Here is a 12,760-nt window from a genome sequence, read left to right on the forward strand (position 1 = left end):
GTGGCCGGCGTTAACCGTCCTTCTCTATTTCACAGAGTAGCGGATGCTGACTTTCCCGCGCGTACTGATTGACCTGCATCGCCTTGGTCTCTGCAATGTCACGGGTGTAAACACCACACACTGCACGCCCTTCTGTATGGACGGTCAGCATGATCTTGGTCGCCAGCTCCCGGTTCATGCCGAAAAATGTTTCAAGCACTTCGACGACGAAATCCATCGGGGTGTAGTCGTCATTGAATAAGACCACCTTGTACATCGGTGGTGCCTGCAATGCTGGCTTGGATTCCTCAACAGCGATACCAGAGGAGTCGTCCTCATGCTCTGCCGGGTGATCCTGATTGAATGTTAGTCGAATCTGGCTACTTGCATGCATGCTGAAATCTGAGGTTCAAGGCTGGGCGAACGGGGATGCTAGAGGGATTTTGACTGACTTCGCAGCCATCCGCCGTATAGCCTTGACTAACGGCAAAAGGGTGTTACAACGAAAGAATACCCATTAGCGGGTATCAGGGATTCCACACCTTCGCCCAGCCTGGTTGGTGATCGCGCGGAATCGAAGTGGATGATACTCCAGAGATGGAGTCCTTTGCAGAGGGATATCAGCATGCTCAGTGGTAAGGTCAAGTGGTTCAACAACGCCAAAGGCTATGGATTCATCCTGGCCGACGGCCGAGATGAGGACCTGTTCGCCCACTACTCGGCCATCCAGATGGACGGTTATAAAACGCTCAAGGCCGGGCAGCCGGTCCGCTTCGAGATCGTGCAAGGCCCCAAAGGACTGCATGCGGTCAACATCAGCGCGGTTACCGCGACCCAGGATGCCCCCGTGGCCGCACCCCAGGCGCAAAATATCGCGAGCACTGTCGAAGTCTGAGCATCCTGGCAAATTGCCACGAAAAGGCCGGTCATATGACCGGCCTTTTTTTCACGCGGTGAAACGCTCAATCACATATGGCTGATCATCGCATCGCCGAATTCGGAGCAGGACATCAGCTTCGCCCCCTCCATCAGTCGCTCGAAGTCGTAGGTCACGGTCTTGGCGGCGATGGCGCCGTTGGTGCCCTTGATGATCAGGTCGGCGGCTTCGGCCCAGCCCATGTGACGCAACATCATTTCCGCGGAGAGGATGACCGAGCCCGGATTGACCTTGTCCTGGCCGGCGTATTTGGGCGCCGTGCCGTGAGTCGCCTCGAACATGGCCACTGAGTCGGACAGGTTCGCGCCGGGCGCGATACCGATGCCACCCACCTCGGCTGCCAGCGCATCGGACAGATAATCACCATTGAGGTTGAGCGTGGCAATCACGTCATACTCGGCCGGGCGAAGCAGGATCTGCTGGAGCATGGCGTCGGCGATCACATCCTTGACCACAATGTTCTTGCCGGTGCGCGGATTCTTGAACTGCATCCACGGGCCGCCATCGAGCAGCTCGGCGCCGAACTCCTCGCGCGCGATCTCGTAGCCCCATTCCTTGAAGGCGCCCTCGGTGAACTTCATGATGTTGCCCTTGTGCACCAGGGTCACCGAGCTGCGGTCGTTATCGACGGCGTACTGCAGGGCCTTGCGCACCAGGCGCTTGGTGCCGGCTTCGGAAACCGGCTTGATGCCGATACCGCACATGTCGGTGAAGCGGATCTTCTTGACGCCCATTTCCTCGGTGAGGAACTTGATGACCTTCTCGGCCTCAGGGCTGCCGGCCTTCCACTCGACGCCGGCATAGATGTCTTCGGAGTTCTCGCGGAAGATCACCATGTCCACGTCACCCGGCTTCTTCACCGGGCTGGGCACGCCCTCGAACCAGCGCACCGGACGCAGGCAGACATAGAGGTCCAGCTCCTGACGCAGGGCCACGTTCAACGAACGGATGCCACCCCCAACGGGCGTAGTCAGCGGACCCTTGATCGAGACCACATAATCACGCACGGCCTCAAGGGTTTCTTTCGGCAGCCAGGTGTCCTGATCGTAAACCTGGGTGGCCTTCTCACCGGCGTAAACTTCCATCCAGGAGATCTTGCGGGCGCCGCCATAGGCTTTTTCGACGGCAGCGTCGACGACCTTGATCATCACCGGGGAAATATCGACGCCGATCCCATCACCCTCGATGAACGGGATGATCGGGTTGTTCGGAACGTTCAGCGACATATCGGCATTGACGGTGATTTTGTCACCGCTGGCTGGCACCTGGATCTTTTGGTATCCCATGCTGGACTCCATCTTGTGGTTAGACAGTGTGCATCCCCGAGAGTAGCGCAAACCGCTTGGCGAGGCACATGTGCGAAGGTCTTATTCAGTTGGGCATTCTGCGGCGAGGTGCCGCAGTGGTATACTTCTTAGGTGACTAACGAGTCATAAGGGGCGACCTGACTGGAACCAGACAGCAGCCTCTTGCAATTGGTAGACGGCAACACTGCCTATCGGTTCGAAATGCTCGACACTCTACGGGTGCATCCAACATCACCGCGGCGAGTCCTCGACCCGGCTCCACCATCCTGGAGTTCGCGCCACACGCGCAGGTCGAGTTTCTGTGCGCGCTCAGCAAAGAAGAGAGTTAACGCTAAATGTCCACCCCTTCGAAGATCATCTACACCTTCACCGACGAAGCCCCGGCCCTCGCCACCTATTCGCTTCTGCCCATTGTGGAAGCCTTTGCCGCCTCGGCTGACATCTCCGTTGAAACCCGCGATATCTCTCTTGCTGGACGGATCCTGGCAAGCTTTGCCGACCGCCTGGACGCCGACAAGCGCGTCGATGACGACCTGGCCAAGCTCGCAGAGCTGACTCTGCAGCCGGACGCGAACATCATCAAGCTGCCGAACATCAGCGCCTCCGTACCCCAGCTCAAGGCCGCCATCGCCGAGCTGCAGGCCCAGGGCTACAACATCCCCGATTTCCCGGAAGATCCGCAGAGCGAAGAAGACAAGGAAGTGCGCGCGCGCTATGCCAAGGTTCTCGGCAGCGCCGTGAACCCGGTTCTGCGTGAAGGCAACTCCGACCGCCGCGCGCCGGCAGCGGTCAAGGCCTACGCCCGCAAGCACCCGCACAGCATGGGCAAGTGGAGCATGGCTTCGCAGTCCCACGCCGACTACATGCGTGGCGGCGACTTCTTCTCCAGCGAGCAATCGATCACCATGGCCAAGGCCGGTGACGTGCGCATCGAATTCGTCGGCAAGGACGGCAAGGTCGAGGTCAAGAAGCAACTCGCCCTGCAGGAAGGCGAAGTGTTCGACAGCATGTTCATGAGCTGCCGCAAACTGCGTGACTTCTTCGAGAAGACCCTGCAGGACTGCAAGGAAACCGGCGTGATGTGGTCCCTGCACGTCAAGGCCACCATGATGAAGGTTTCCCACCCGATCGTCTTCGGCCACGCCGTCAGCGTTTACTACAAGGACGTGTTCGACAAGTACGGCGAGCTGTTCAAGGAACTGGGCGTCAACCCGAACAACGGCATCAGCAGCGTGTACGACAAGATCAAGTCGCTGCCGGCCTCGCAGCAGGAAGAAATCCTGCACGACATTCACGAGGTTTACAGTCATCGCCCGGAAATGGCCATGGTCGACTCGGTCAAGGGCATTACCAACCTGCACATCCCCAGTGACGTGATCGTCGACGCCTCGATGCCTGCGATGATCCGCAACTCCGGCCAGATGTGGGGCAAGGACGGCAAGCAGAAAGACACCAAGGCCGTCATGCCTGAGAGCACCTACGCTCGCATCTATCAGGAAATGATCAACTTCTGCAAAACCAACGGCGCCTTCGACCCGACCACCATGGGTACCGTGCCGAACGTCGGCCTGATGGCGCAGAAGGCCGAAGAGTACGGCTCCCACGACAAGACCTTCGAAATGACCGCCGACGGCACCATGCGCGTCGTGGCTGCCGATGGCACCGTACTGATGCAGCACGAAGTGGAAGCCGGCGACATCTGGCGCGCCTGCCAGACCAAGGACGCGCCGATCCGCGACTGGGTCAAGCTGGCCGTTACCCGCGCCCGTCAGTCCAACACCCCGGCGATCTTCTGGCTGGACCCGGAGCGTGCTCACGATCGCGAGCTGCAGAAGAAGGTCGAGCTGTACCTCAAGGATCACGACCTGACCGGCCTGGACATCCGCATGATGGGCTACAACGAAGCCATCCGCGTATCCATGGAGCGCATGATCCGCGGCCTGGACACCATCTCGGTGACCGGCAACGTGCTGCGTGACTACCTGACCGACCTGTTCCCGATCATGGAACTGGGCACCTCGGCCAAGATGCTGTCCATCGTTCCGCTGATGGCGGGCGGCGGCATGTACGAAACCGGCGCTGGTGGCTCCGCGCCCAAGCACGTGCAGCAGCTGGTCGAAGAGAACTACCTGCGCTGGGATTCCCTGGGCGAGTTCCTGGCCCTGGCCGTGTCGCTGGAAGAAACCGGCATCAAGACCAACAACGCCAAGGCCAAGGTGCTGGGCAAGACTCTGGACCAGGCCACCGGCAAGCTGCTGGACAACAACAAGTCCCCGGCGCGCAAGGTCGGCGAGATCGACAACCGTGGCAGCCACTTCTACCTGGCGCTGTACTGGGCACAAGCCCTGGCCGAGCAGAACGACGACGCCGAGCTGAAGGCGCACTTCGCCCCGTTGGCCAAGCAGCTGACCGAACAGGAAGCGACCATCGTCGCCGAACTGGCCGCCGTACAGGGCAATCCGGCCGAAATCGGTGGCTACTACCGCTCCAACCCGGAGCTGACAAGCAAGGTGATGCGCCCCAGCGCTACCTTCAACGCCGCTCTGGCTGCACTGAATGCCTGATAGGGCTTGAGTGTCAAAAGAACCCCGGTCTTGTGCCGGGGTTCTTTATTTATAGACGCGAACAATCTCCGTAGGAGCGAGCTCTGCTCGCGAAGCCATTTTTCGCGAGCAGAGCTCGCTCCTACAGAATCCTGCACTTGGAGCACCGAAAATGGAGTGGCAACCCCATATCACCGTGGCCACGGTGATCGAAGATGATGGCCGTTTCCTCTTCGTCGAAGAGTTCAAGGCTGGTCGCATGGTGCTCAACCAGCCGGCCGGACACCTGGAAGCCAACGAGTCGCTGCGTGAAGCCGCACTGCGCGAAACGCTCGAGGAAACCGGCTGGGACGTGGAGCTGACCGCCCTGCTCGGCATTTATCTCTATACTGCGCCGAGCAACGGCGTCACCTACCAGCGCGTGTGCTTCAGCGCCCGCCCGGTGCGTCACGACCCCGAGCGCGAACTGGACAGCGACATCAGCGGCATCACCTGGCTGACCCGCGACGAGCTGGCCGCCCAGCCGAAGCGCTGGCGCAGCGAGCTGGTCCTGCAGTGCGTAGATGACTATCTGGCCGGCATCAGCGGACCGCTGGAATTGGTGCGTGATTGATCGAACGGCCGAGTGCAGCCCGGATGAAATCCGGGCCTGTCGTGCTCTTCCCGGATTTCATCCGGGCTACGGGTACAGGCTTTCTGGTAGACTCGACAACTTTTCAGGCTTCACTCGCAGATTCCCATGCAAGCACCTAGCACCCAACGCGTGATCGTCGGCATGTCCGGCGGCGTCGATTCGTCCGTTTCCGCCCTGCTGCTGATGGAGCAGGGTTATGAGGTCGAAGGCCTGTTCATGAAGAACTGGGACGAAGACGACGGCACCGAATACTGCACCGCCATGGATGACCTGGCCGACGCCCAGGCCGTATGCGACCGCATCGGCATCAAACTGCACACCGCCAACTTTGCCGCCGAGTACTGGGACAACGTGTTCGAGCACTTCCTGGCCGAATACAAGGCCGGACGCACGCCGAACCCGGACATCCTGTGCAACCGCGAGATCAAGTTCAAAGCCTTCCTCGACTACGCCCTGAGCCTCGGCGCCGACCTGATCGCCACCGGCCACTACGTGCGCCGTCGCGACATTGACGGCCGCACCGAACTGCTCAAGGGCCTGGACCCGAACAAGGATCAGAGCTACTTCCTGCATGCCGTCGGCGGCGAGCAGATCGCCAAGACCCTGTTCCCGGTCGGCGAGCTGGAAAAGCCGCAGGTACGCGCCATTGCCGAAAAGTACGAGCTGGCCACGGCGAAGAAGAAGGACTCCACCGGCATCTGCTTCATTGGCGAACGCCGCTTCAGCGACTTCCTCAAGCAGTACCTGCCGGCGCAGCCGGGTGACATCGAAACCACCGAAGGGCAAATCATCGGCCGCCATCACGGCCTGATGTACCACACCATCGGCCAGCGTCAGGGCCTCGGCATCGGCGGCCTGAAGGATGCCAGCGACGATCCCTGGTATGTGCTGCGCAAGGACCTGACGCGCAACGTGCTGATCGTCGGCCAGGGCAATGAACACCCCTGGCTGTTCTCCCGCGCCCTGCTCGCCTCGGACATCTACTGGGTCAACCCCGTGGACCTTAGCACGCCGCGCCGCCTCACGGCCAAGGTGCGCTACCGTCAGAGCGACCAGGCCTGCACCCTGGAGAAGACCGAGAACGGCTATCGCGCCGTGTTCGACGAGCCGCAGCGCGCCGTTACCCCAGGTCAGTCCGTGGTGTTCTACGACGGTGAGGTGTGCCTCGGCGGCGGCGTCATCGAAACTGCGCAAGCCTGGTACGAGGACGCCCGATGACTCCGATGCAGGAACAGCTGGTCGCGCTCGGCGCGGTATTCGAAGCCGCCGTGCTGGCCGACAAGATCGCCCGCACCGGCCAGGTCAGCGAAGCCTCTATGAGCTGCATGCTCGGCAGCCTGCTGGTGCGCGATCCGCAAACCACGCTGGACGTCTACGGCGGCGACGATCTCAATCTGCGTGATGGCTATCGCGCCCTGATCAGTTCGCTGGAGCGCAACCCGTCCGCCCTGCAGCGCGAGCCGCTGCGCTACTCCCTGGCGATGATCGGCCTGGAGCGCCAGCTGGACAAGCGCAGCGACATGCTCCAGGTGATGGGCAGTCGCCTGGACCAGATCCAGCAACAGGTCGAGCATTTCGGCCTGGTTCATGACAACGTCATCGCCGCCTGCGGCGGCCTGTACCAGGACACCATCAGCACCTTCCGCCAGCGCATCCAGGTACACGGTGACATGCGCTTCCTGCAGCAACCGAACAACGCGGCGAAGATTCGTGCGCTACTGCTCGCCGGCATTCGCTCGGCGCGCCTGTGGCGTCAGCTCGGCGGCCACCGCTGGCAGCTGGTGTTCAGCCGCGGCAAGCTGCTCAACGCACTCTACGACATGACGCGAAACTGACCATGGAGCCCGCCAGCCGCAGCGTCAAACCCCTTCAGGGTGCCCTGCTGCTGGCACTCTCGGCGCTGCTGTTCGCCTTCACCGGGGTCGGCATTCGCGAGATATCCGTCAGCGTCAACAACGAGTCGGTGGTGTTCTTCCGCAACCTGGTCGGCGTGCTGTTCTTTATGCCGCTGCTGCTGGTGCGCGGCGTCCGTCCGCTGCGCACGACCCGCCTGAAATCCCACCTGTGGCGCACCACATACGGCCTGGCGGCGATGTACTGCTTCTTCTATGCCATCGCCCATCTACCCCTGGCCGACGCCATGCTGTTCACCTATTCGGCGCCGGTCTTCACTCCGCTGATCGCACATATCTGGCTCAAGGAACCGCTGACCCGACGCATGCTGATCAGCAGCCTGATCGGCCTGTGTGGCGTACTGCTGGTGGCCAAACCCAGTGCTGCGTTATTCGAAGGCCCTGCCCTGATCGGTCTGGCGGCCAGCCTGCTGGCGGCCTTCGCCTTCGTCTCCATCCGCGAGATGAGCGACAGCGAGCCGGCCACACGCATCGTGTTCTATTTCTCGCTATTCAGCGCGCTGTTTTCCGCCATCCCGCTGACCTGGAGCTGGCAACCGCTCGATGCCACGCAACTGAGCTGGCTGCTGGGCATCGGCCTGCTGGCCACCGCCAGCCAGGTGATCATGTCGCGCGCCTACGGCCTGGCACCGCCCGGGCTGATCGGCCCGGTCGCCTACCTGGCCATCGTCTTCGCCGGCATCATCGCCTGGTTGCTCTGGGGCGAGACACCGGACAGGCTCTCGCTGCTTGGCGCGGCGCTGATCTTTGCCGCCAGTCTGTTATCGGTGGCAAGACGCAGGGCATAGGCGGTCATGCGCCGGTTTTCATGTATGATATGCGCCCTTTTCGTCAGAGGCCGTCCCGGCGCCTGAGCTAGAGCCTGCTTCATCGAAGCCGGCGCGATGCGCAGCGATCCAGGATGGCTTTTCAGCCCGACAGCCCGAGAACGCCTACATGCAGCTTTCCTCGCTCACCGCGGTTTCCCCCGTCGACGGCCGCTACGCCGGCAAAACCAGCGCCCTGCGCCCCATCTTCAGTGAATACGGCCTGATCCGTAGCCGCGTACTGGTCGAAGTGCGCTGGCTGCAGCGCCTGGCGGCCCACGAAGGCATTCCGGAAGTCGCGTCCTTCTCCGCCGAAGCCAACGCCCTGCTCAACGAGCTGGCCGAGAACTTCGCCGTCGAGCACGCCGAGCGCGTCAAGGAAATCGAGCGCACCACCAACCACGACGTCAAGGCCGTGGAGTACCTGCTCAAGGAGCAGGCTGCCAAGCTGCCGGAGCTGGACAAGGTCAGCGAGTTCATCCACTTCGCCTGCACCAGCGAGGACATCAACAACCTGTCCCACGCCCTGATGCTGCGCGAAGGCCGTGACCAAGTGCTGCTGCCGCTGATGAAGCAACTGGCCGACGCCATCCGCGAACTGGCGGTGAAGTTCGCCGACGTGCCGATGCTGTCGCGCACCCACGGCCAGCCGGCCTCACCGACCACCCTGGGCAAGGAACTGGCCAACGTCGTCTACCGCCTGGAGCGCCAGATCGCTCAGGTCGCTGCCGTGCCGCTGCTGGGCAAGATCAACGGCGCCGTGGGCAACTACAACGCGCACCTGTCGGCCTACCCGAGCATCGACTGGGAAGCCAACGCCCGTCAGTTCATCGAAGGTGACCTGGGCCTGACCTGGAACCCCTACACCACCCAAATCGAGCCGCACGACTACATCGCCGAGCTGTTCGACGCCATCGCCCGCTTCAACACCATCCTGATCGACTTCGACCGCGACGTCTGGGGCTACATCTCCCTCGGCTACTTCAAGCAGAAGACCGTGGCCGGCGAGATCGGCTCCTCGACCATGCCGCACAAGGTCAACCCGATCGACTTCGAGAACTCCGAAGGCAATCTGGGCATCGCCAACGCGATCTTCCAGCACCTGGCCAGCAAGCTGCCGATCTCCCGCTGGCAGCGCGACCTGACCGACTCCACCGTGCTGCGCAACCTGGGTGTCGGCTTCGCGCACAGCGTTATCGCTTACGAGGCGAGCCTCAAGGGAATCAGCAAGTTGGAGCTCAATGCTCAGCGTATTGCTGAAGATCTGGACGCCTGCTGGGAAGTGCTCGCCGAGCCGATCCAGACCGTGATGCGCCGCTACGCCATCGAGAACCCGTACGAGAAGCTCAAGGAGCTGACCCGCGGCAAGGGCATCAGCCCCGAGGCCCTGCTGGCCTTTATCGACGGCCTGGACATGCCGGCCGCCGCCAAGGAAGAGCTCAAGCAACTGACCCCGGCGCGCTACATCGGTAACGCCGTGGCCCAGGCGAAGCGCATCTGAGCAACACCAGCCTCGAGGACGCCCGGCTGAGCCGGGCGTTTTTGTTTTAAGGTTTTTATTCATTTCAAGGGCTTACTGATGAATCCTGATACTCCGCTGCAGTTGCTGGGTGGCCTCACAGCCCGTGAATTCCTGCGCGACTACTGGCAGAAGAAACCGCTGCTGGTGCGTCAGGCCGTTCCCGACTTCGAGAGCCCGATCAGCCCGGACGAACTGGCTGGCCTGGCGTTGGAAGAGGAAGTCGAGTCGCGCCTGGTGATCGAGCATGGCGAGCGCCCCTGGGAACTGCAGCGTGGCCCGTTCAATGAAGACACCTTCCAGGACCTGCCCGAGCGCGACTGGACCCTGCTGGTCCAGGCCGTCGATCAGTTCGTCCCGGAAGTGGCCGAACTGCTGGAAGACTTCAAGTTCCTGCCCAAGTGGCGCATCGACGATCTGATGATCAGCTTCGCCGCGCCCGGCGGCGGCGTCGGCCCGCATTTCGACAACTACGACGTATTCCTGCTGCAGGCTCACGGTCATCGCCGCTGGCAGATCGGCCAGATGTGCGATTCCGACAGCCCGCTGCTCCCCCACGCCGATCTGAAGATCCTGGCCGAATTCGAACCAACTGATGAGTGGGTACTGGAGCCCGGCGACATGCTCTATCTGCCGCCGCGCCTGGCCCACAACGGCATTGCCGAGGATGATTGCATGACTTATTCCGTGGGCTTCCGCGCGCCGAGCGCTGCCGAAGTGCTGACCCATTTCACCGACTTCCTCGGCCAGTTCCTGCCCGATGAAGAGCGTTACAGCGACGCCGACATCCAGCCGAGCGAGGATCCCAATCAGATCCAGCGCGACGCCCTGGAGCGCCTCAAGGCCCTGCTCAACGAGCATATGAGCGACGAGCGCCTGCTGATGACCTGGTTCGGCCAGTTCATGACCGAGCCCAAGTACCCGGAGCTGGTCGCCGGCATCGAGATCGAGGAGGAAGATTTCCTCGGCGCCCTGGAAGATGGCGCGATCCTCATCCGCAACCCCAGCGCGCGCATGGCCTGGTCGGAAGTCGGTGAAGACCTGGTTCTGTTCGCCAGCGGTCAGAGCCGCCTGGTTTCGGCGCGCCTGCGCGAGCTGCTGAAGCTGATCTGCAGTGCTGACGCGTTACATGTGGAAAACCTCGGCGCCTGGCTGGCCGACGATGAGGGGCGTACCCTGCTATGGGAACTGGTCAAACAGGGCAGCCTGGGATTTGCCGATGAGTGAGATCACCGTCCGTGTCGCGGACTGGCATAGGGACATTGCCGAGCTTCGTCGTATCCGCGACAGCGTGTTCGTCGCCGAGCAATCGGTGCCGCCGGAACTGGAATGGGACGCCGAAGATACCGAGGCCGTGCACTTTCTCGCCGAGGAAGGTGATTACCCGGTTGGCACCGCGCGCCTGCTGCCGGACGGCCATATCGGCCGCGTTTCGGTGCTCAAGGACTGGCGCGGCCTAAAAGTGGGCGAAAAACTGATGCAGGCGGTGATCGCAGAAGCGGAAAAACGCGGTCTGCATCAGCAAATGCTCACCGCTCAGGTGCACGCCACGCCGTTCTATGAAAGGCTAGGCTTCAGGATTGTCAGCGAAGAATACCTCGACGCCGGCATACCGCACGTGGATATGGTGCGCACCAGCCAGTAGAGACCCAGATGAACGAAAAAGACGCCCCGGTCGAACCGATCGATACGCCGGAATCCATCGAGCTGGCAGCCATCGAATTCGAGTCGCCGGGGCGTTTTGCCGTGCACAACCCGCAGTCCGTCACGCCGGATGCGGCGCAGTGGGAGCCGGCGCCCTTCATCCTTGGTCAGCATCAGGACCTGGAGCGTTTCAGCCAGCCGCAGGAGGCGCGCGCTCACGTTCTGGCATTGATCCAGCAGGCCCAACGCAGCCTGTGTCTGTACAGCGACGATCTGGAGCCCTGGCTCTATCACCACAGCAGCGTGCAGCAGGCCTGCACCCGCTTCCTGTTGAGCAGCCCGCGGGCGCGCCTGCGCATCCTGGTGCGCGACCCGACCCGCGCCGTGAAGGAAGGTCACCGGCTACTCAGCCTGTCTCGCCGCTTGTCGTCGAATCTGCATATCCGCAAACTCAACCCGGATTACGCCAGTGATGAGCTGGCCTTCCTGATCGCGGACGACAGAGGGCTGTTCCTGCGGCCGGAACTCGACCAGCAGTCCGGCTACACCCTTTACAACGACCCGGCGCGCGTTCGTCAGCGCCAGGCCCAGTTCGACCAGGCCTGGGACACCAGCATCACCGACCCCGATCTGCGGAGCTTTCTGCTATGACCCTGCGCACCCTGTTCGCCGCCCTGCTCCTCGGCCTTTGCCTGCCGCTGCAGGCCGCTACCGAGGTAATTCCGCTGAACTACCGCACCGCTGATGAAGTGATGGGTGTTGTGCAGTCGATGCTCGGTAGCGAGGGTAAGGTCAGCGCCTACGGCAACCAGCTGATCGTCAATGCCTCACCCGCCAAGATCGGCGAAGTTCGCGTGCTCTTGCAGCAACTCGACACCCGTCCGCGTCGCCTGCTCATCACAGTGGAAAGTGCCGACAGCAATTATCAGAACGACCGCGGCTATCGCGTCGATGGCACCCTCAGCGCCGGCAATGGCGAGGTACAGGTCGGCCGTGGCGAAGTGAACGGCCGCGACCAGGTGCGCATCATTCGTCGCAGCACTGACAGTCGCGGCGGCGGCACCCAGCAGGTACAGGCTACCGAGGGCTACCCGGCGCTGATCCAGGTCGGCCAGAGTGTACCGCTGACCACCACCAGTACCGGCCCTTACGGCCAGGTTTATCAGGACACCCAGTACCGCGACGTGACCCGCGGCTTTTACGTGACGGCCAGCCTCACTGGCGAGTTGGTGCACGTTTCCATCAGCAGCCAGCGTGACCGCATGAATGACCATCGCCCCGGGGTGGTTGATGTGCAGAGCACCGACACGCGCGTCAGTGGACGCCTGGGTGAATGGATCACACTCGGCGGTGTCAGCGAGCAAACCAGCTCCAGCGGGCGCGATGTGCTGCGTCGGCACACCACCCAGGGGCGTGAAGACATGTCGCTGCGCCTGAAGGTCGAGGCCCTCGACTAAGGTCCACGACCAAAGTCGAAT

At 62.1% G+C, this 12,760-nt stretch carries 13 protein-coding genes; 11 read left to right on the forward strand and 2 right to left on the reverse strand.

Annotation, left to right across the window (positions count from 1 at the left end; genetic code table 11):
* Positions 1–10: 10 nt before the first annotated feature.
* Positions 11–373, reverse strand: a complete 363-nt coding sequence (gene clpS / locus DXK50_RS20240; protein ID WP_161866787.1) for an ATP-dependent Clp protease adapter ClpS — start codon at positions 371–373, stop codon at positions 11–13.
* A 231-nt stretch (positions 374–604) separates the two neighbouring features.
* On the opposite strand from clpS, the gene cspD reads away from it, so the two are divergent.
* Positions 605–874 carry a cold shock domain-containing protein CspD gene (gene cspD, locus DXK50_RS20245; RefSeq protein WP_161866786.1) on the forward strand — a complete coding sequence of 90 codons (270 nt, stop codon included), beginning with the start codon at positions 605–607 and terminating at the stop codon, positions 872–874.
* A gap of 71 nt (positions 875–945) precedes the next feature.
* Here cspD and icd read toward each other — a convergent pair whose 3' ends face one another.
* Positions 946–2,202, reverse strand: a complete 1,257-nt coding sequence (gene icd, locus DXK50_RS20250; RefSeq protein ID WP_017677068.1) for an NADP-dependent isocitrate dehydrogenase — start codon at positions 2,200–2,202, stop codon at positions 946–948.
* A 356-nt stretch (positions 2,203–2,558) separates the two neighbouring features.
* On the opposite strand from icd, the gene DXK50_RS20255 reads away from it, so the two are divergent.
* The 10 genes from DXK50_RS20255 to DXK50_RS20300 all read left to right on the forward strand — a co-directional run bounded on the left by DXK50_RS20255 (position 2,559) and on the right by DXK50_RS20300 (position 12,739).
* On the forward strand, positions 2,559–4,787 hold the full coding sequence (locus tag DXK50_RS20255; RefSeq protein ID WP_212631540.1) for an NADP-dependent isocitrate dehydrogenase: 2,229 nt from the start codon (positions 2,559–2,561) through the stop codon (positions 4,785–4,787).
* 151 nt (positions 4,788–4,938) lie between these two features.
* The gene (locus DXK50_RS20260) at positions 4,939–5,379 is read left to right on the forward strand and encodes an NUDIX hydrolase (protein ID WP_212631541.1); all 441 of its coding nucleotides are present in this window, start codon (positions 4,939–4,941) and stop codon (positions 5,377–5,379) included.
* Positions 5,380–5,505: 126 nt separating this feature from the next.
* On the forward strand, positions 5,506–6,618 hold the full coding sequence (mnmA, locus tag DXK50_RS20265; RefSeq protein WP_212631542.1) for a tRNA 2-thiouridine(34) synthase MnmA: 1,113 nt from the start codon (positions 5,506–5,508) through the stop codon (positions 6,616–6,618).
* Positions 6,615–7,235 carry a high frequency lysogenization protein HflD gene (gene hflD, locus DXK50_RS20270; protein WP_212631543.1) on the forward strand — a complete coding sequence of 207 codons (621 nt, stop codon included), beginning with the start codon at positions 6,615–6,617 and terminating at the stop codon, positions 7,233–7,235. The genes mnmA and hflD overlap by 4 nt, the downstream gene beginning before the upstream one ends.
* Before the next feature lie 2 nt (positions 7,236–7,237).
* Entirely contained in the window at positions 7,238–8,101 is an 864-nt protein-coding gene (locus DXK50_RS20275; RefSeq protein WP_161866781.1) for a DMT family transporter, read from the forward strand.
* A gap of 148 nt (positions 8,102–8,249) precedes the next feature.
* Positions 8,250–9,620: an adenylosuccinate lyase gene (purB, locus tag DXK50_RS20280; protein WP_212631544.1), complete on the forward strand. Its 1,371-nt coding sequence runs from the start codon at positions 8,250–8,252 to the stop codon at positions 9,618–9,620.
* 78 nt (positions 9,621–9,698) lie between these two features.
* Positions 9,699–10,865, forward strand: a complete 1,167-nt coding sequence (locus tag DXK50_RS20285) for a ribosomal protein uL16 3-hydroxylase (RefSeq protein WP_161866779.1) — start codon at positions 9,699–9,701, stop codon at positions 10,863–10,865.
* A complete protein-coding gene (locus DXK50_RS20290; protein WP_161866778.1) occupies positions 10,858–11,283 on the forward strand; it encodes a GNAT family N-acetyltransferase in 426 nt (141 codons plus the stop codon). Before DXK50_RS20285 ends, DXK50_RS20290 begins: the two co-directional genes overlap by 8 nt.
* Before the next feature lie 8 nt (positions 11,284–11,291).
* Positions 11,292–11,933: a DUF7931 domain-containing protein gene (locus DXK50_RS20295; protein ID WP_212631545.1), complete on the forward strand. Its 642-nt coding sequence runs from the start codon at positions 11,292–11,294 to the stop codon at positions 11,931–11,933.
* A complete protein-coding gene (locus tag DXK50_RS20300; protein WP_212631546.1) occupies positions 11,930–12,739 on the forward strand; it encodes a secretin N-terminal domain-containing protein in 810 nt (269 codons plus the stop codon). The genes DXK50_RS20295 and DXK50_RS20300 overlap by 4 nt, the downstream gene beginning before the upstream one ends.
* Positions 12,740–12,760: the final 21 nt, after the last annotated feature.

Origin of the sequence: Pseudomonas sp. KB-10 (assembly GCF_018221585.1) — a bacterium.
Taxonomy (GTDB): domain Bacteria; phylum Pseudomonadota; class Gammaproteobacteria; order Pseudomonadales; family Pseudomonadaceae; genus Aquipseudomonas; species Aquipseudomonas yangonensis.

Excerpts from the sequence above, each read along its gene's own strand:
- cspD (WP_161866786.1), top strand. The coding sequence starts at position 605 with ATGCTCAGTGGTAAGGTCAAGTGGTTCAACAACGCCAAAGGCTATGGA.
- DXK50_RS20300 (WP_212631546.1), top strand. The coding sequence starts at position 11,930 with ATGACCCTGCGCACCCTGTTCGCCGCCCTGCTCCTCGGCCTTTGCCTG.
- icd (WP_017677068.1), bottom strand. The coding sequence starts at position 2,202 with ATGGGATACCAAAAGATCCAGGTGCCAGCCAGCGGTGACAAAATCACC.
- purB (WP_212631544.1), top strand. The coding sequence starts at position 8,250 with ATGCAGCTTTCCTCGCTCACCGCGGTTTCCCCCGTCGACGGCCGCTAC.
- DXK50_RS20275 (WP_161866781.1), top strand. The coding sequence starts at position 7,238 with ATGGAGCCCGCCAGCCGCAGCGTCAAACCCCTTCAGGGTGCCCTGCTG.
- hflD (WP_212631543.1), top strand. The coding sequence starts at position 6,615 with ATGACTCCGATGCAGGAACAGCTGGTCGCGCTCGGCGCGGTATTCGAA.
- clpS (WP_161866787.1), bottom strand. The coding sequence starts at position 373 with ATGCATGCAAGTAGCCAGATTCGACTAACATTCAATCAGGATCACCCG.
- DXK50_RS20285 (WP_161866779.1), top strand. The coding sequence starts at position 9,699 with ATGAATCCTGATACTCCGCTGCAGTTGCTGGGTGGCCTCACAGCCCGT.
- mnmA (WP_212631542.1), top strand. The coding sequence starts at position 5,506 with ATGCAAGCACCTAGCACCCAACGCGTGATCGTCGGCATGTCCGGCGGC.
- DXK50_RS20295 (WP_212631545.1), top strand. The coding sequence starts at position 11,292 with ATGAACGAAAAAGACGCCCCGGTCGAACCGATCGATACGCCGGAATCC.
- DXK50_RS20260 (WP_212631541.1), top strand. The coding sequence starts at position 4,939 with ATGGAGTGGCAACCCCATATCACCGTGGCCACGGTGATCGAAGATGAT.
- DXK50_RS20255 (WP_212631540.1), top strand. The coding sequence starts at position 2,559 with ATGTCCACCCCTTCGAAGATCATCTACACCTTCACCGACGAAGCCCCG.
- DXK50_RS20290 (WP_161866778.1), top strand. The coding sequence starts at position 10,858 with ATGAGTGAGATCACCGTCCGTGTCGCGGACTGGCATAGGGACATTGCC.